Annotated in this window: 14 protein-coding genes; 10 read left to right on the forward strand and 4 right to left on the reverse strand. The window is 73.0% G+C overall.

What is annotated here, in order from left to right:
• Positions 1-654 precede the first annotated feature (654 nt).
• Genes F1D61_RS07945 through F1D61_RS07955 form a run of 3 tightly spaced genes read right to left on the reverse strand, consistent with a single transcriptional unit; the run spans position 655 to position 4,431 of the window.
• Entirely contained in the window at positions 655-2,880 is a 2,226-nt protein-coding gene (locus F1D61_RS07945; RefSeq protein WP_203157390.1) for a xanthine dehydrogenase family protein molybdopterin-binding subunit, read from the reverse strand.
• A complete protein-coding gene (locus F1D61_RS07950) occupies positions 2,873-3,928 on the reverse strand; it encodes an FAD binding domain-containing protein (protein WP_203157391.1) in 1,056 nt (351 codons plus the stop codon). The genes F1D61_RS07945 and F1D61_RS07950 overlap by 8 nt, the downstream gene beginning before the upstream one ends.
• Positions 3,925-4,431 carry a (2Fe-2S)-binding protein gene (locus tag F1D61_RS07955; protein WP_203157392.1) on the reverse strand — a complete coding sequence of 169 codons (507 nt, stop codon included), beginning with the start codon at positions 4,429-4,431 and terminating at the stop codon, positions 3,925-3,927. The genes F1D61_RS07950 and F1D61_RS07955 overlap by 4 nt, the downstream gene beginning before the upstream one ends.
• A gap of 163 nt (positions 4,432-4,594) precedes the next feature.
• On the opposite strand from F1D61_RS07955, the gene F1D61_RS07960 reads away from it, so the two are divergent.
• The 7 genes from F1D61_RS07960 (at position 4,595) to F1D61_RS07990 (ending at position 12,558) form a co-directional block, all read left to right on the forward strand.
• Positions 4,595-4,864, forward strand: a complete 270-nt coding sequence (locus F1D61_RS07960; RefSeq protein ID WP_048434918.1) for a hypothetical protein — start codon at positions 4,595-4,597, stop codon at positions 4,862-4,864.
• A gap of 507 nt (positions 4,865-5,371) precedes the next feature.
• Entirely contained in the window at positions 5,372-6,481 is a 1,110-nt protein-coding gene (locus F1D61_RS07965; RefSeq protein WP_203157393.1) for a mandelate racemase/muconate lactonizing enzyme family protein, read from the forward strand.
• Between the two features lie 30 nt (positions 6,482-6,511).
• Entirely contained in the window at positions 6,512-7,600 is a 1,089-nt protein-coding gene (locus tag F1D61_RS07970; RefSeq protein ID WP_203157394.1) for a mandelate racemase/muconate lactonizing enzyme family protein, read from the forward strand.
• Between the two features lie 231 nt (positions 7,601-7,831).
• Positions 7,832-8,836, forward strand: coding sequence for an ABC transporter substrate-binding protein (locus tag F1D61_RS07975; protein WP_246775944.1), 1,005 nt, complete (start codon positions 7,832-7,834; stop codon positions 8,834-8,836).
• 24 nt (positions 8,837-8,860) lie between these two features.
• A complete protein-coding gene (locus tag F1D61_RS07980; RefSeq protein WP_203157395.1) occupies positions 8,861-9,721 on the forward strand; it encodes a branched-chain amino acid ABC transporter permease in 861 nt (286 codons plus the stop codon).
• 283 nt (positions 9,722-10,004) lie between these two features.
• The gene (locus F1D61_RS07985) at positions 10,005-11,810 is read left to right on the forward strand and encodes a branched-chain amino acid ABC transporter ATP-binding protein/permease (protein WP_203157396.1); all 1,806 of its coding nucleotides are present in this window, start codon (positions 10,005-10,007) and stop codon (positions 11,808-11,810) included.
• Positions 11,791-12,558, forward strand: coding sequence for an ABC transporter ATP-binding protein (locus F1D61_RS07990; protein WP_203157397.1), 768 nt, complete (start codon positions 11,791-11,793; stop codon positions 12,556-12,558). Before F1D61_RS07985 ends, F1D61_RS07990 begins: the two co-directional genes overlap by 20 nt.
• A 126-nt stretch (positions 12,559-12,684) precedes the next feature.
• Here F1D61_RS07990 and F1D61_RS07995 read toward each other — a convergent pair whose 3' ends face one another.
• A complete protein-coding gene (locus tag F1D61_RS07995; RefSeq protein ID WP_203157398.1) occupies positions 12,685-13,326 on the reverse strand; it encodes an outer membrane protein in 642 nt (213 codons plus the stop codon).
• Between the two features lie 229 nt (positions 13,327-13,555).
• Here F1D61_RS07995 and F1D61_RS08000 point away from each other — a divergent pair, with 229 nt between their 5' ends.
• Genes F1D61_RS08000 through F1D61_RS08010 form a run of 3 tightly spaced genes read left to right on the forward strand, consistent with a single transcriptional unit; the run spans position 13,556 to position 16,663 of the window.
• On the forward strand, positions 13,556-14,797 hold the full coding sequence (locus tag F1D61_RS08000; RefSeq protein WP_246775775.1) for a glycosyltransferase: 1,242 nt from the start codon (positions 13,556-13,558) through the stop codon (positions 14,795-14,797).
• The gene (locus F1D61_RS08005; protein WP_203157400.1) at positions 14,790-15,926 is read left to right on the forward strand and encodes an acyl-CoA dehydrogenase family protein; all 1,137 of its coding nucleotides are present in this window, start codon (positions 14,790-14,792) and stop codon (positions 15,924-15,926) included. The genes F1D61_RS08000 and F1D61_RS08005 overlap by 8 nt, the downstream gene beginning before the upstream one ends.
• Positions 15,926-16,663, forward strand: a complete 738-nt coding sequence (locus F1D61_RS08010; protein WP_203157401.1) for a PIG-L deacetylase family protein — start codon at positions 15,926-15,928, stop codon at positions 16,661-16,663. Before F1D61_RS08005 ends, F1D61_RS08010 begins: the two co-directional genes overlap by 1 nt.
• Positions 16,664-16,670 lie beyond the last annotated feature (7 nt).

The following is a 16,670-nucleotide window of genomic DNA, read 5'->3' on the forward strand; positions in this document are numbered from 1 at the left end:
AGGGCGTCCGCCGAGGGGCTCGCGCGTGTTCGTCTCCTGCAACGGGCAGGGCTGTGGAAGGATGTGGCGCGGGTTTCCCCCTCTCCCCGCCGGCGGGGAGAGGGCTCCGGCGACCCTGTCGTCGACGGAGCTAGCGGAGGCGCAGCCGGAGCGAGGGTGAGGGGGTGTTTCCAGATGAGCCATATCCGGCCCCCCTCACCCTCGCCCTATGGGCTTGCCGCGCCCTCTGAACGAGGGCTCGGCCCTCTCCCCACCCGCGGCAGGGCTGTCCGAGGAAAAAAAGCGCGGGTTTCCCCTCTCCCCGCGGGCGGGGAGAGGCCTGAGCTCCGAAGGGGCTCAGGAAGCCCGAAGGGCGAGGGTGAGGGGGTGTTTCCGAAGGAGCCTCATCCGGACCCCCCCCCTCACCCTCGCTGCGGCTTTCGCCTCCGCTCCTTTCGTCCCCGGCAAGGGGGACGAAAGCCTCTCCCCGCCCGCGGGGAGAGGGAATTTCCTGCGCCTCGTCTTTCCCCGGACAGCCCTGCGCCCGCGGGGAGAGGGAAATCCGCGCCTCTTCTTTCCCCGGACAGTCCTGCGTCGTGGGGGCGAGGAGACAGGTCACTCCTGCCTCCAAGCCCGGCCCCTCTCAGGAGGCTCCGCCCCCTCCTCAACCCACCCCTACAGCACCTTGTCCAGCGTCACCGGCAGGCGGCGCACCCGCTGGCCGGTCGCGTGCCAGATCGCGTTGACGATCGCCCCGGCGCTTCCCGTGACGCCGATCTCGCCCACGCCCTTGATGCCGAGCGGGTTGACGTGCGGATCCTCCTCCTCGACCAGGATCGCCTCGAGCGAGGGTACGTCGGCATTCACCGGCACGTGGTACTCGGCGAAATTGGCGTTCATCGGCCGGCCGGTGCGCGGGTCCATCACCGCCTGCTCGTGCAGGGCGAAGGAGACGCCCCAGATCATCCCGCCGTAATACTGGCTGCGCACCAGGCGCGGGTTGATGATCCGCCCGGCCGCGAAGGCGCCGACGAGGCGGGTCGCCCGGATCTGGCCGAGCTCGGGATCGACCGTCACCTCGGCGAAGACCGCCCCGTGGGCGTGCATGGCGTAATGCTCCCGCGCCGCGTCGGGCCCCGCCGCGCCCTTGCCCTCGACCGCGTCCCGGCCGGCCCGGACCAGAATGTCCGTGAAGGCCTCGGACCGGCTCTCGTCGTCGCGCCGCACCAGGCGGCCGCCGCGGGCGACCACCCCGGCATTGCCGGCGCCGTAGAGGGGCGAGCGCGAATCCTGCGCCGCGAGCGCCGCGAGCTGCGCGATCGCGTCGGCCGCCGCGCCCTTGATCGCCGTGCCGGCGGTGGCGGTGTGGGCCGAGCCGCCAGCGATGCCGCCATTCGGCAGGTCCGAGGAGCCGATGCGGACATCGATCGCATCGATATCGAGACCGAGTTCCTCCGCGGCGATCTGGGCGAGCGCGGTCCAGGCGCCCTGGCCCATGTCGATGGCGCCGATCGCCACCGACGCCTCGCCGGTGGCCTTGAGCGACGCCCGCGCCTCGGCCTGGAACATCAGGGCCGGGAAGGTCGCGGTGCCGACGCCCCAGCCGACGAGAAGTCCGTCGGCATTGCGCATCTGCCGAGGCGCGAGCGGTCTCCTCGCCCAGCCGAAGGCCTCCGCGCCGCGCGCGTAGCAGTCGCGCAGGGCCTTGGAGGAGAACGGCTTGCCGGAGGCCGGCTCGGTCTCGGCGTAGTTGCGCAGGCGGAACGCCAGCGGGTCCATGCCGCAGGCCTCGGCCATCTCGTCGATGGCGCCCTCGAGCGCGACGCTGCCGGAGGCCTCGCCGGGCGCGCGCATGAAGAGCGGGGTCCCGGTATCGAGCCGCACCGCCTTGTGGCGCGTCGCGAGGGCCGGCGTGGCGTAGAGCGTGTGCGAGACGCCGCCGCTCGGCTCGATGAAGTCGTCGAAGGTGCTGGTCGCCGTCAGCGTCTCGTGGTCGAGGGCGGTGAGGCCGCCATCCTCGGAGGCGCCCAGCCGCAGGGTCTGGCGGGTCGGGGCGCGGTGGCCGACGGGGCCGAACATCTGCGGCCGGGTCATGACGAGCTTCACCGGCCGGCCGACCAGGCGGGCCGCCATGATGCCGAGCACCTGCGGCCCGGCGATCATCCCCTTCGAGCCGAAGCCGCCGCCGAGGAACGGGCTGCGGATGTGGATGTCCGACGGAGCGATGCCGAACAGGCCGGCGATGCGCCCCTGCGCCATGGCGAGGCCCTGCGAGGGCATGTCGAGGTCGAGCCGGTCGCCGTCCCAGGTGGCGACGACGGCGTGGGGCTCCATGGCGTTGTGGTATTGCGCGGGCGTCTCGTAGGTCGCCTCGATCCGGCGGGAGGCCGCGGCGAGGCCCGCCGCCACGTCGCCCGTCTCCAGGTCGGCCGGATCGCCGACGCCGATCGCCGGCGGGGTGAAGGATTCCGCCGCATCGAGCCCGACCGCCGGCGTCTCGGCCTCGTAGGTGGGGCTCAGCAGGGCGGCGCCCTCGGTCGCGGCCTCCAGCGTCTCGGCGATCACCACCGCGACCGGCTGGTTGGCGTAGCGCACGCGGTCGTCCTGCAGCAGGTCGAGCCGGAAGGTGAAGCCGTCATGCTTCTCGTCCGGGTGCTGGGCGAGCGCCGGCTTGTTGTCCGGCGTCATCACCGCGACGACGCCGGGATGGCGTTTCGCCGCCGCGACGTCGAGGCGGCTGACCCGGCCGCGGGCGATGCGGCTGACCGCCATCACGGCGTAGAGCATCCCGGGCGGGTGGCGGTCGGCGGCGTAAGGGGCGGCGCCGGTCACCTTCAGGATGCCGTCCCGGCGGGTGAGCGGCTGGCCGAGATTCGAGCCGTGGCGGATCCGATCAGACATGGGCGGCCTCCGGGGTGGGGGCGAAGACGGATGCCGGCAGGGCCGGCAGGCGCTCCGGCGTGCCGGCCGCGGCGTGGCGCAGCGCCCGCACCACCAGGCGGCGGGCGAGCTCGATCTTGAAGGCGTTGTCGCCGGAGGGCCTGGCCTCGGCGAGCGCGGCATCCGCCGCCGCCCGGAAGGCGGCCTCGTCGGGCGCGCGGCCGGCGAGGATCGCTTCCGCTGCCCTGGCGCGCCAGGGTTTCAGGGCGACGCCGCCGAGCGCCAGCCGCGCCTCGGCGATGCGCCCCTCCTCGAGCCGCAGGCCCGCGGCGGCCGAGACGACCGCGAAGGCGTAGGACGTGCGGTCGCGGACCTTGAGGTAGCGGCTGTGGCCGGCGAAGGCGGCGGCCTCCGGCGGCAGCACCAGGGCGGTGATCAGCTCGCCCGGCTCCAGCACCGTCTCGCGCTCCGGCGCGTCGCCGGGCAGGCGGTGGAAGGAGTCGAGCGGAACGATGCGGGTGCCGGCGGCGCCTGCGATCTCGACGCTCGCATCCAGCGCCACGAGGGGCACGCAGAAATCCGACGGATGGGTGGCGATGCAGGCCTCGCTCCAGCCGAGGATCGCGTGCAGCCGCGTCTCGCCATCCTTCGCGTCACAGCCGCTGCCGGGCTCGCGCTTGTTGCAGGCGCTCGCCGTGTCGGTGAAGTAGGGGCAGCGGGTGCGCTGCATCACGTTGCCCGCGGCCGTGGCGGCATTGCGCAACTGCGCCGAGGCACCCGACAGCAGCGCTTCGGCCACCGCCGGATAGGCCCGGGCGAAGGCGGGATCGTGGGCGAGGTCGCTGTTGCGGGAAAGCGCGCCGATGCGGACCGATCCGTCGTCCCGCCGCTCGACGGCGGAAAGGCCGGGCAGGCGGGTGATGTCGACGAGGCGGGTCGGGCGGGCGACGTCGCCCTTCATCAGGTCGAGGAGGTTGGTGCCGGCAGCGAGATAGGCCGCGCCGGGCACCGAACCCGCCGCGACCGCACCGGCCACGTCGGTGGCGCGGACGTACTCGAACGGGATCATGCCGCCTCTCCCTGCCGGGTGGTCGGGGCTTGGCTCATGGCGCGTTGCGCCTCCAGCACCGCCTCGGTGATGCCCGCATAGGCGCCGCAGCGGCACAGGTTGCCGCTCATCGCCTCGCGCACCCGCTCGGGATCGTCGCCGGCCTGCGCCTCGCGGATCAGCCCGACGGCGCTCATGATCTGGCCCGGGGTGCAGAAGCCGCACTGGAACCCGTCATGGGCGATGAAGGCCTCCTGCACCGGGTGCAGGCGGTCGCCCTCCGCCAGTCCCTCGATGGTCAGGATCTCGGCCCCGTCGAGGCTGACCGCCAGGGCGAGGCAGGCATTGATCCGCCTGCCGTCGACCAGCACCGTGCAGGCGCCGCACTGGCCGCGGTCGCAGCCCTTCTTGGTCCCGGTGAGGTGCAGGCCTTCGCGCAGCAGGTCGAGCAGGGTCGTGCGCGGGTCGGGGATCGGAATCGTGCGCCTCGTGCCGTTCACCGTCAGGACGATGTCGAAGCTCATGCGTCGGCCTCCAGGCTAGACGGGCTCCAAACTAATCCGGGTCGTGGCATCGCCCAGATGCGGCCGCGTGCGGCAGCGCACATGTCGCAGCGAACCTTTTGCCGGCACGACTGTTGACGCTGCGAAACCGCCCAGCGGTCCCCTTTGATTGACAGGTACTGAGATGAAGACCCGCCTTGCCCTCGCCGCGGCCCTGCTGACCGTCGCCGCCGCCCCCGCCTTCGCCCAGGGCGGCTCGCCCTACAACCGCTCCGGCTCGCAGGCCGGCGGCCCGCTGGCCGGCATGGAGCGCGCCTACGGTGCCCCGGGCGGCGCGCCGGCCGTCGACAGCACCGGCAGCGTCGTCGTCTACCCGCGCGACTCGCGCGGCATGATGGTTCGTGAGGTGCCCCCGGGCTACGCCCCGGCCGCCCCGTACGTCTACGGCCGCTGATCGAGCCAGCGGGGTCCCGTTCGCCCCGTTCGGGACCCCAGGTTCTCGCGAGCCGGCAAAGCCCGTCCCTGCATCACGCGGGGGCGGGCTTTCGTGTGTCTGAACGGCACAAGATGGAGTAGTTCAGGTTTTGGCCACGGTGCCTGGCAATCCCACCCGCGACCTCATCCTGAGGTGTTAGTCGATCAACGATCGACTGACCTCGAAGGAGGGCTCCAGAAATCTCCGCGATTCCTGGAGCCCTCCTTCGAGGCTCCTTTCAGTCGCACCTCAGGATGAGGTCGCGGGTGGGACATCGTGATTGAAAAGCTCAGCTTATACCCGCTTGAGTTCCTGTCGTGTACGGTGGTGTGTCCGACGCGCCATCCGGCAAGTCATACCTCCCACCCACCCTGACCGATTGCGCAGCGGGCCCTTCTCGTATCGACTTCCCGATGCGGCCCCGATTCACCTCGCGGGCGCCGCGGCCGACGAGCCGACCAACAGGCTCTGTGCAGGGAGGAACGGGTGAGAATCGTCGACATCCAGTCCCGGATCGTGTCGCTGCCCTTCGACATGGGCGGCCCGCCGGCCCGTTTCGCCGGCAAGGCCTGGACCCATCTCGACATCCTGCTGGTGCGGGTCGAGACCGATGAAGGGCTGGTCGGCTGGGGCGAGGCCTTCGGCCATGCCGGCATCGAGGCGACCCGGGCCGCCCTCGATGGAATCGTGGCGCCCCTCGTGCTCGGGCGCTCGTCGGGCGACATCGCCGAATTGAGCCGGAGCGTGCTCCACGCCACGCATCTGCTCGGCCGCAACGGCGCGTTCGTCTTCGCCTTCTCGGGGATCGAGACGGCGTTGTGGGACCTCGCCGGCAAGCGGGCGGGCCAACCCGTGGCGCGGTTGCTGGGCGGCGTCCGCGAGCGGCTTCCGGCCTATGCCTCGCTGCTGGCCTACCACGACCCCGCCTTGGTGCGCCGCAACGTCGAGGCGGCGTGCGCGGCCGGCTACCGCCACATCAAGCTGCACGAGGTGACGGAAGCGGCGGTCGCGGCGGCGGCCGAGGTGACGCGGGCGCACGGCGCGGCCCTGATGGTCGACGTGAACTGCGCCTGGAGCGTGCCGGCGGCCCTCCGGATGGCCGACGCCTTCGCGCCCCACGATCTCCTCTGGTTCGAGGAGCCGGTCTGGCCGCCGGAGGACACGCACGGGCTCGCGCAGGTGCGGGCCCGCGGCATCCCGATCGCCGCGGGCGAGAACACCGCCGGCCTGTTCGGCTTCAAGGCGCTGATCGAGGCGGGTGCCATCGACGTCGCCCAGCCGAGCGTCACCAAGATCGGCGGCATCGGCGAGATGCTGCGGGTGATCACGCTCTGCGAGGCGCACGGGGTCCGGCCCGCGCCCCACAGCCCGTATTTCGGCCCCGGCTTCATCGCGACGATGCACGTCGTCGCCGCCCGCGTCGAAGACCCGCTGGTCGAGGTGCTGTGGCTCGACATGGAGGCGAACCCGTTCGATCCCTGGGTCCGGGCCGAGAACGGCCACGTGCGGTTGCCCGAAGGCCCGGGCCTCGGCTGCGACCCGGATCCCGGCATCCTCGACCGCTACCGGGTCGGCGACATCGTCCGCACGGCCTGAAAAACAGAGAGAAGACAGGGAGGACACGCTATGAAGGTCGAACGCGTCGAGACGCGCCCCCTCCTCTTGCGCCCGGAGCGGCCGATCGGCTCGGCGCTCGGGCAATTGCATGCCTTCGGCTGCATCCTGGTCACGGTGCGGGCGGACGGGCTGACGGGCGAGAACATCGTGTTCACGCTCAACGACCGCCGCACCAAGGTCCTGCGCAGCCTGATCGACGAGATGGCCGACCTGGTGATCGGCCAGGATGCCGGCCACATCGCCGGCTTCTGGTCGCGGGCCTGGCGCGACGTCAACTTCATGGGCCACAAGGGCATGCCGGTCATGGGCATCTCGGCCCTCGACGGCGCCCTGTGGGACCTCGCGGGGAAGCGCGCCGGGCTGCCGCTGTACCGGATGCTCGGCGGGGCGAGCGCGCGGGTCCCGGCCTATCATTCCGGCGGGTTGTGGCTCGACCGCTCGACGGACGAACTTGTCGCGGAAGCCGCGCGCTTCGAGGCGGCGGGCTTCACGGCGATGAAGATGCGCCTCTCGGCCGGCGACCCGGACTGGAACATCGACCGGGTGCGGGCGGTCCGCGCGGCGATCGGCCCGAAGATCCGGCTCATGGCCGATGCCAACCAGGGGCTCACCGAGAACGACGCCATCCGCCTGGGCCGGCGGCTGGAGGAATTCGACCTCACCTGGTTCGAGGAGCCGCTACCGGCCTGGGACGTCGAGGGGCTGGCCCGGGTCGCCGCCGCCCTCGACACGCCGATCGCCAGCGGCGAGACCGACTATACCCGCTACGGCTTCCGCCGGATGATCGAGCTGCGCTCGGCCGACATCCTGATGCCGGACCTGCAGCGGGTCGGCGGCGTCACCGAGTTCATGCGGGTCGGCCACCTCGCCGAGGCGCACGACCTGCCGGTCTCGAGCCACCTGTTCCCGGAGCAGAGCCTGAGCGTGCTCGGGGCGCTGGCGAACGCGCATTCGCTCGAATACATGCCGTGGTTCTCGGAACTCTACTGCGAAAGACTGGACTTCGCCGACGGATCCGCCATCGTACCGGAGCGGCCAGGCTTCGGATTCACCTTCGACGAGGATCGGATCCGGCACCTGGAGCGGCAAGGCGCCTAAAACAACCGCGCCGGCCGGGAACATACGGGAGGAGGACGCCATGGTGACGACGAACCGTCGTGCGCTCGTGATGAATGCTGCCGGCCTCGCGGGGGCGGCGGCCCTCGGGTTTCCCCGGCCGGCGCTCGCGCAGGGCGAGCCCCTGCGCATCGGCTGGCTCGCCGCGATGACCGGCCCGAGCTCGGCCCGACGGTCGGGTTCAACCGCGGCGTCGTCTTCGCCGTCGAGGCGATCAACGGCGCCGGCGGGGTCAAGGGCCGCAAGGTCGAACTCGTCACCCGCGACACGCAGGGCGACCCGACCAAGGCGGTCAACGCGACCCAGGAGATGATCAGCCAGGCCAAGGTCCACGCGATCTGGGGGCCGACCAATTCGGGCGAGTCGCTGGCCGTCACCCCGATCATGGCGCGGGCCAAGATGCCCAACATCCATCCTTGCGTGGTCGACAGCCTGATCGATCCGGCGAAATACCCCAACGCCTTCCGCATCGCCCCGTCCAACACCCAGTGGGACGACGCGGTGCGGAGCTACTGCCTCAAGGTGTTGAAGGTGAAGCGCGTCGCGGTGATCGGCGACACGACCGGCTACGGCGTCACCGCCGCCAAGGCTTCCGCCGCCGCGTTCAAGCAGGACGGAGCCGAGGTGGTCTATCTCGGCAACATCGATTCGACCCAGCCCGACATGACCCCGGATCTCCTGCGCGCCCGCAATGCCGGGGCCGAGGCGATCGTGGTCTGGAGCGTGTCGACCGGCATGGATGCCCGCCTGTTTAACACCCGTGCCCGGATGGGCTGGGACGTGCCCTTCATCGGCCATCCCTCGATGGCCTCGGGCGAGATCGGCGGATTGCTGGAGAAGCCGCAGAACTGGGACAAGGTCTACGCCATCGGCTACCGCAGCTGCTCCTACGGCGAGGACGGCAAGCTCAACGCCCGCAGCGAGGAGTTCGTCGCCAGGCTGAAGGGCAAGGTCGCGCTCGCCGACACCCTGCTGTGGTGGGTGGCGGCCGGCTACGATGCGGTGAACCTGATCGCCAAGGCGGTGGAGGAGACCGGATCGAGCGCGCCCGACGCGATCGTCAAGCACTGGAACGGGCTGACGCAATATCCGGGCGTCTTCGGCAACTACACCTATACGCCGACGCAGCATAACGGCTACCCGACCGACGAGGTGGTGATGTCGGCGGCCAATTCCGGCCGCGACGGCAGCTTCCGGCTCGCCCCGGGCTATTCTTGAGGCGGCGGTCCGGGGAGCACCGCCATGCTCGCCTCCATCCTGGCCTCGGGCCTCGCCGTCGGCGCGATCTATGCGCTGATCGGCATCACCTACAACACGATGTTCTCGACCTCCCGGGTGATGAGCTTCACCGCCGGCCAGCTCGGGATGCTCGGCGGCGTGCTCGGCTCGCTGTTCACCCTTCGCCTCGGCCTGCCCTGGCCGCTCGGGCTCCTCGCGACGCTCGCCTGCGGGGCGCTGGTCGGGGTCGTCACCGAGTTCGTGGCGGTGCGCCCGGTCCTGAAGAGCCTCGACCAGCACCTCTACGTGCTCTCGACGCTGGCGCTCGCCCTGATGATCCAGCAGGTCACGGCGATTACCTGGAGCACCGAGCCGCAGCCCTTCCCGCGCCTCCTCGGGGGCTTCGGCGAGACCGTCCTCGACGAGAAGTTCTGGCTGCCGGTGGCGGCCTGCCTCCTCGTCGTGGTCGGGCTCGAACTGCTCTACCGGCGCACGCTTCTCGGCCACGCCTTCCTGGCGGTGGCGGAGGACAACTTCGCCGCCCGCGCCCTCGGCCTCCCCGAGCGGCGCCTGCGGGTGATGAGCTACGGGCTCGCCGGCGCCATCGGGGCGCTCGCGGGCTATGCCGGCGGCGAGTTGCTGCTCGCCTTCTTCGCCAACGGGCCGCACCTGAACTTCTACGGTTTCATCCCGGTGGCCCTCGGGGGCCTGGGCAACAACCGCGGCGCGCTCATCGGCGGCCTCGTCCTCGGGCTGTTTCAGCAGGCCGCGAACTTCGTCGTCGGCGGCATCTTCGCCTCGGTGGCGGTGTTCACGCTCTTCATCGTCGTGCTGCTGGCCGCCCCCCAGGGCCTGCTCGGCTCCGCCCAGGCGAGGCGCGTATGATCCGGTTTTCGCGTGATGTGGTCCGATATGGAGTCGGCGCGGGATCCCCTCTCCCCGCGGGCGGGGAGAGGCCTGAGCTCCGAAGGGGCTCAGGGAGCCCGAAGGGCGGGGGTGAGGGGGTGTTTCCGGAGGAGCCTCACGCGTCGAGACCCCCTCACCCTCGCTCCGGCTACGCCTACGCTCCTTTCGCCCCCGGCAAGGGGGGCGAAAGCCTCTCCCCGCCCGCGGGGAGAGGGGGAAACCCGCGCTCTGTCTCGATGCGAACGGATTTGGTGGACATCGCATGAGTCTTCCATCCGCCCTCGCGGCCTCCGACACCCCCGCCCGCACAGGACTGGGCGCGCGCCTCGCCGCCGCCGCGCCCTTCCTCCTCATCCTCGGCCTGGCGCTCGCGGTGCCGCTCGCCGGCAACGATTACTGGACGCTGATCGCCACGCGGGCGGCGATCTACTGGATCCTGGTCTCGGGCCTCAACCTCGTCGTCGGCTTCGCCGGGCAGCTCGCCATCGGCTATGTCGCGCTCCTGCTCGTCGGCGCCTACACCACCAGCGTGCTCGCCGCCGGCACCGTCCTGCCGGCGTTCCCGGCCTTCGCGGCGCTCGCCTGCGCGGGCATCGTCGGGGCCGTGGTCGGGGTGGTGGTCGGGCTGCCGGCGCTGCGCCTGCGCACCTTCTACTTCGCCATGACGACGCTCGGCTTTGCCACCATCGTCACCCAGGTGGCGCTGGCCTGGCAGGACGTGACCGGCGGCGGCATCGGCATCACCGGCCCGGAGATGCCGGCGCCCTTCGACTCGCGCCTCGGCTTCTACGGCCTGTGCCTCGCCGGGGCGATTCTCTGCACCTGGATGACCCTCAACGTCGCGGGCAGCCGCTGGGGCCGGGCGCTGGTGGCGGTCCGCGACGCGGAGGTGGCGGCGGAGGCCGTCGGCATCGCCAAGCCCCGCCTCCTCGTCGCGGTGTTCCTGTTCGCCGGCTGCGTCGCGGGCATCGCCGGCGGGCTGTTCGCCTCGCTCCAGACCTACATCACGCCGGACGCCTTCACGTTCGACCTCTCGCTCCTGTTCTTCATCGCGGTGCTGATCGGCGGGCGCGGCTCCGTGCTGGGGCCGCTGATCGGCACGATCCTGCTCACGGTCCTGCCGGAGGTGGCAGCCCCCCTCGCGGCCTGGTCGACCTTCCTCTACGCGGTGCTGCTCCTCGTCATCGTGGTGGCGCTTCCCGGCGGCATCGCCGACCTCCTCGACCGCGGCAAGCGCCGTCCGCTGCCCCCTGAGCGCAGCATCGCCCCGCGCGTCGCCGCGCTCCAGGACCTCGCCGCGAGCGCGTCGGTCCGGGAGCCGATCACGCTGGCGGGCGTGCGCCTGAGCTTCGGCGCCGTGAAGGCGATCGACGGGCTCGACCTCACCTTGCGGCCCGGCGGGGTCCATGGGCTGATCGGCCCCAACGGCTCGGGCAAGACCACGACGCTCAACGTCATCTCCGGCTATTACAGGCCGCAAGGGGGACAGGTGAGGCTGGGCGCCCGCTCGCTGCTCGCCGAGGCGCGGGAGGCCCGCGCGCTCCTGCGCATCGCCCGCACCTTCCAGACCCCGCGCATCGTCGGCGAGGCGAGCGTGATCGAGAACGTCATGCTCGGCGGCAGCGTCGCGGGGCGCGCCAGCCTGGCGGAATCGCTCCTCGCGCTCCCGCGGCACCGCGCGGACGAGCGGCATTTGCGCGACCAGGCCCGCCGCGCGCTCGAGGCGGTCGGGCTCGACGGCCTCGACGAGGTCCGGGCCGGGCGGCTCCAGCACAGCGAATTGCGCTTCCTCGAGATCGCCCGCGCCTTGATGCTGCGCCCGGCCTTCCTGCTCCTCGACGAGCCGGCGGCGGGCCTGTCGGCGCGGGAGATCCAGCGCCTCGGCGGGCTGATCCGGGCGGTGGCGGATGCGGGCGTGGGCGTGCTCCTCGTCGAGCACCATGCCGACCTGATCTTTGCGATCTGCGACGAGGTCACGGTGCTCAATCTCGGCCGGGTGCTCGCCGCCGGTACGCCCGCGGAGATCCGCAGCCACAGGGAGGTGGTCAGTGCCTATCTCGGCGGGTGATCCCGAGACCCCGCCGCTCCTGCGGGTCGAGGGGCTGGAGGCCGGCTACGGCAAGATCCGGGTGCTCCACGGCGTCGACCTGACGGTGCGGGCGGGCGAGGTCGTGACCTTGCTCGGCCCCAACGGCGCCGGCAAGTCGACCCTCCTGCGGGCGCTGTCGGGCCTGCTGCCGGTCGGGGCCGGGACTGTCTGGCTCGGGGACACCCTGCTCTCGGGCGCCGGACCTCGTGCTGCCGTGCGGGCCGGCCTCTCGCACGTGATCGAGGGCCACCGCGTCTTCACCGGGCAAAGCGTGCGCGACAACCTGCTGCTCGCCGCCTACGACCTGCCGCGGGGCGAGCGCGAGGCGCGGATCGCGGAAGCCCTGTCCCATTTCCCCGAGATCGCCGCGAAGGCCCACGACAAGGGCGCCTCGCTCTCCGGCGGCCAGCAGCAGATGCTGGCGGTGGCCCAAGGCCTGGTGCAGCGCCCGCGCCTCCTGATGCTCGACGAGCCCTCTGCCGGCCTCTCGCCGGTCCTGGTCGACCGGGTGCTGGAGGTGATCGCGCGGCTTCGCCGGCAGGGCACCGCGGTGCTCCTGGTGGAGCAGCTGGTCGAGAAGGCCCGCGCCGTGTCGGACCGGGTCTACGCCCTGGCACAGGGGCGGATCGTGCTCGAATCGGCGGCCGGCGCGCCCGACCTGCCGGAGCGGCTGGAGCGGGCGTATTTCGGCGATGCGGGGGTGGGGCAGGGCCGAGCGCTCGGTTGAGCGGTTGCGTCGGTCGATCCGGCTCGCACGCCGGCATCGAGGGGGTCGAGCCGTTCGGCCGGCTCGACCGGACTGCCAGGACGAGGCTCCGGATACGAGGAGGGCCGTCCTGCCGTGCCTCGCGGCTCAGCGCAGCCCGCCGCCGACCACCCCCGCCTCGACGGCGAGCGACAGGCGGTCGGTGATCGCCCATTCGACCCCGACATGGGCGTTGGGAAGGACCGCGATGTCGTCGCGGGAGAACGGGGTCGAGACCGGGGTCGCCCCGGCTCGCAGCGTGCCGTGGACCGCCGCCGCGCCGGCCCTGGCGTAGAGCAGCACGTCGGGCGTGAGCAGCGTGCCGACCTTCACCTGCACCGCGCCGGCGAAGTCGCGGGTGTAGGTCAGGCCGCCATAGCCCGGCGTCAGGCCGCCGGAGGTCGCCGCCAGGTAGTCGAACCCGCCGGAGATGCCGTAGACGAACCGGCCCTCCTGCCACATCCGCCCGCCCTCGAAGCCGATGGTCGGCCCGGCATAGCTGCCGAAATGGCGCGACGACACCGCCGCGAACCCGGTCGACAGCCGGGCATAGGAGCCGGACCAGCGCCCATCCACGCCGGGCCCCTCCTCGAGGTTCTTCGGCCGGGCGAAGACCGGCAGGAACCCGAAGCCGGCGAAACCCTGCGCGGCGGCGGGAGCCGGGCCGAGGGCGGCAGGGCCCAGGGCGAGGCCGGTGGCGAGACAGGCCGCGAGGCGGCGGCGGGAGCGGGAGGCGGCGCGTCCGGTCATACGGCCACGATAGCCGAGACCGCGCCGTTTCGCACCGGGGGCGGCGGCGGAGGTTTGTATCCGTATGTTCCGGCCGATGCGGGCCGGGCCGAAGCCCGTCGGCCGATCGCGCGCGGCCGACGGTTCTTGCATGGAGCGACGGTCGACTTGGTCGCACCCCGGAGACTGGGGTGGAGTATGTCCTATGTGTGTCCAGGGGCGACCGACCCAGGCCCCGGAGACGCCGCGCGTGACAGAGACAGAGAATCCGGGCCGGACCCGGAGGCCGGATTCCGGCAGCCCGCCCGTGCCGCTCTGCGTCGTCGCCGTGCCGGTCCGCAACGAAGTCGACCGGATCGGCGCCTGCCTGCACGCGCTGGCGGCGCAGGTGGGGATCGGGGCGGACGAACTCGGAATCGTCCTCTTTCTCAACAACTGCACCGACGGCACGGCGGAGGCGGTGGCGGCGCTTCTGCCCGGCCTGCCGGTGCAGGTGCGGGTGATCGCCCGCGATTTCGCCGGGGCGCAGGCCGGCTGGGCCCGGCGCGAGGCGATGGAGGCCGCCGCCGCCTGGATTCAGGAAGCGGCGCCGCGCGCCGCATGGCTTCAGGAGGCGCCGCGGGACGGCGTGATCCTGACCACCGACGCCGACAGCCGCGTGCCGCCGGACTGGGTCGCGCGCAACCTCGCGGCCCTGGCGGAGGGCGCCGACGCGGTCGCCGGCCGGATCGCCCTCGACGCGGCCGAGGCCGCGCGCCTGCCCGACGCCCTCCATGCCCGCGGCCGGCTGGAGGGCGCCTACGAGGCGCTGCTCATCGCTCTCGAATCCGCGATCGACCCGGTCGCGCACGATCCCTGGCCGCGGCACGCCACCCGCTCCGGGGCGAGCCTCGCGGTGCGGCTGTCCGCCTACCGCGCCGCCGGCGGCATGCCGGCGCTCCCCTTAGGCGAGGACCGGGCCTTCGTGGCCTCCCTCCTGCGGGCGGATGCCCGGGTCCGCCACACCCCCGACATCGTCGTCGTCACCTCCGGCCGGCTCGACGGCCGCGCCCCGGGCGGGGCCGCCGACACGATGCGCGCGCGCTGCGCGGTGCCGGAGGCCCCCTGCGACCCGCGCCTGGAATCGTTGGGCCGCGCCCTGGTCCGCTTCGCCTGGGGGCGCCGGCTGCGGCGCCTCCACGCGACCGGGCGCCTCGGGCGGACCGGGCTCTGGGCGCCCTGGCTGCGCGTGCCGCGCGCGGAGGCGCGCCGCATCGCCGGCCTCTCCACCCTCGGGGCGGTCCTCGCGGCGATCGAGGCGGCAAGCCCGCTGCTGGCCGCCCGCCCGTTGCGCCCCCGGGCGCTGCCCCGGCAGATCCGCGCGGCCCGCCTCGTGCTCGCCGGGTTGCAGCGCGGGGCGCCGGCGTTCCGGCGCCTCGGCGCGCTCCGGCCGAATCCCGCGAGCCCCGGTCCCGCCCTCGGCCGGGCCTCGGAGGAGGCCGGCAATGCGTGAGGCCGCGCTCCACGCCCTTCCGACTACGGCGCCCAACAGCGTCGCCGCCGCCCGCCGGGTCGCGGCCCTGGCGGCCGGGCGGGCCGATGCGCAGGATCGCGACGACGGCTTCCCGGCCGAGGACGTGGCCGATCTCGCCCGAGCCGGCCTGCTCGCCGCCCCGGTGCCGGCGGCGGAGGGCGGGGCCGGCCTCGGGCAGGAGCCGGGCGCGGCCGACCTCGCCGCGGTCCTGCGCCTCGTCGGCCTCGGTAGCCTGGCCCTCGGCCGGCTCTACGAGGGCCACGTCAACGCGCTCCAGCTCGTCGCCCGCTACGCCGCACCGGCGGACAGGCATGCCCTGTTCGCGGATGCCCGCGCGGGCCACCTGTTCGGGGTCTGGAACACCGAGCCGCCGGCGGACGGCCTCGTCCTCGGGCCGGATGGGCGCCTGACCGGGGTCAAGACCTTCGCCTCGGGAGCCGGCCACGTCACCCGCGCCCTGGTGACGGCGCGCCGTCCCGGCGAGGCCGAGCCGCTGATGCTGGTCGCCGCCCTCGAGCCCGGCACGCGGGCCGACCTCTCGGCCTGGCGCGCGCAAGGGATGCGCGCCTCGGCCACCGGCACCGTCGACCTCACCGGCCTGACGCCGCTCGCCCTTCTCGGCGGGCCCGGCGACTACCACCGCCAGCCGCATTTCTCCGGTGGCGCCTGGCGCTTCGCGGCGGTGCAGCTCGGTGGCATCGAGGCGGTGTTCGAGGCCTGGCGCGGCCATCTCGCCCGGACCGGGCGGGGCGACGACCCCCATCAGCTCGCCCGTCTCGGCGAGGGGGCGATCGCGCTCGAGGGCGCCCGGCTCTTCGTCGGCCGGGCGGCTCGTCTGGTCGCCGAGGAGGCCCTGCCGGCGGAGCGCATCGTCGCCTTCGTCGATCTCACCCGGATCGCGGTCGAGCGGGCGGGGCTCGAGGTGCTGGGCCTCGCCCAGCGCTCGGTCGGCCTCCAGGGCTTCCTGCGCGGGCACCCCCTGGAGCGGCTGTCGCGCGACCTCGCGACCTATCTGCGCCAGCCCGCCCCCGACCGGGCGCTCACCGGCGCCGCCGCCACGATTCTGTCCGCCGACGGGCCGATGGCCGCCCTGTGGGAGCCGCGCTGATGCGGGCCGACGCCTTCCTCGCCGCCGCCGAGGCGCTGCCCGTGCGGGCGCTCGACGACCTCTTGCCCCCGGGCGGGATCGTCGTGGTGGCGCCCCATCCCGACGACGAGAGCCTCGGCTGCGGCGGCCTCATCGCCGAGGCCCGCGCCCGGGGGATCCCGGTGCGTCTCGTCGTGGTGAGCGACGGAATCGGCTCGCATCCGAACTCGAAGAGCCATCCGCCGGAGCGCCTGCGCTCTTTACGCGAATCCGAGACCCTGGCGGCGGTGGCGCATCTGGGCCTTTCCCCCGATCACGTCGCCTTCCTGCGCCTGCCCGACCGGTTCGTGCCGTCCATCGGCCTTGAGGCCGAGGCGGCGGCCGGGGCGATCGCCGCCTCGGCCCGGGATTGCAGCGCGGGCGCCCTGTTCGTGACCTGGGAGCACGACCCGCATTGCGACCACGCCGCGAGCGCCGCGCTCGCCCGCCGCGCCCGCGATCTCCTCGGAGAGGTGCGCCTCTTCGCCTATCCGGTCTGGGGCTGGACGCTGCCGCCGGAGAGCGAGGTCGGTGCCGCGCCCCGGGGCGCGCGCCTGGACGTCACCCGGCATCTCCCCGCCAAGGCGGCGGCCATCGCCGCCCACCGCTCGCAGACCACCGACCTCATCGCCGACGATCCCGAAGGCTTCCGCCTGGAGCCGGCGATGCTCGCCCGCTTCGCCGGCGATCACGAGATCTTCCTCGAGGTCGCGCCGTGAGGACAGC

The organism is Methylobacterium aquaticum, from assembly GCF_016804325.1.
Taxonomy (GTDB): Bacteria; Pseudomonadota; Alphaproteobacteria; order Rhizobiales; family Beijerinckiaceae; genus Methylobacterium; species Methylobacterium aquaticum_C.

Bases quoted from the DNA above. Each gene is read 5' to 3' on its own strand.
- F1D61_RS07945 (WP_203157390.1), bottom strand. From the start codon at position 2,880: ATGTCTGATCGGATCCGCCACGGCTCGAATCTCGGCCAGCCGCTCACC.
- F1D61_RS07985 (WP_203157396.1), top strand. From the start codon at position 10,005: ATGAGTCTTCCATCCGCCCTCGCGGCCTCCGACACCCCCGCCCGCACA.
- F1D61_RS07995 (WP_203157398.1), bottom strand. From the start codon at position 13,326: ATGACCGGACGCGCCGCCTCCCGCTCCCGCCGCCGCCTCGCGGCCTGT.
- F1D61_RS08005 (WP_203157400.1), top strand. From the start codon at position 14,790: ATGCGTGAGGCCGCGCTCCACGCCCTTCCGACTACGGCGCCCAACAGC.
- F1D61_RS07980 (WP_203157395.1), top strand. From the start codon at position 8,861: ATGCTCGCCTCCATCCTGGCCTCGGGCCTCGCCGTCGGCGCGATCTAT.
- F1D61_RS07955 (WP_203157392.1), bottom strand. From the start codon at position 4,431: ATGAGCTTCGACATCGTCCTGACGGTGAACGGCACGAGGCGCACGATT.
- F1D61_RS08010 (WP_203157401.1), top strand. From the start codon at position 15,926: ATGCGGGCCGACGCCTTCCTCGCCGCCGCCGAGGCGCTGCCCGTGCGG.
- F1D61_RS07970 (WP_203157394.1), top strand. From the start codon at position 6,512: ATGAAGGTCGAACGCGTCGAGACGCGCCCCCTCCTCTTGCGCCCGGAG.
- F1D61_RS07950 (WP_203157391.1), bottom strand. From the start codon at position 3,928: ATGATCCCGTTCGAGTACGTCCGCGCCACCGACGTGGCCGGTGCGGTC.
- F1D61_RS07960 (WP_048434918.1), top strand. From the start codon at position 4,595: ATGAAGACCCGCCTTGCCCTCGCCGCGGCCCTGCTGACCGTCGCCGCC.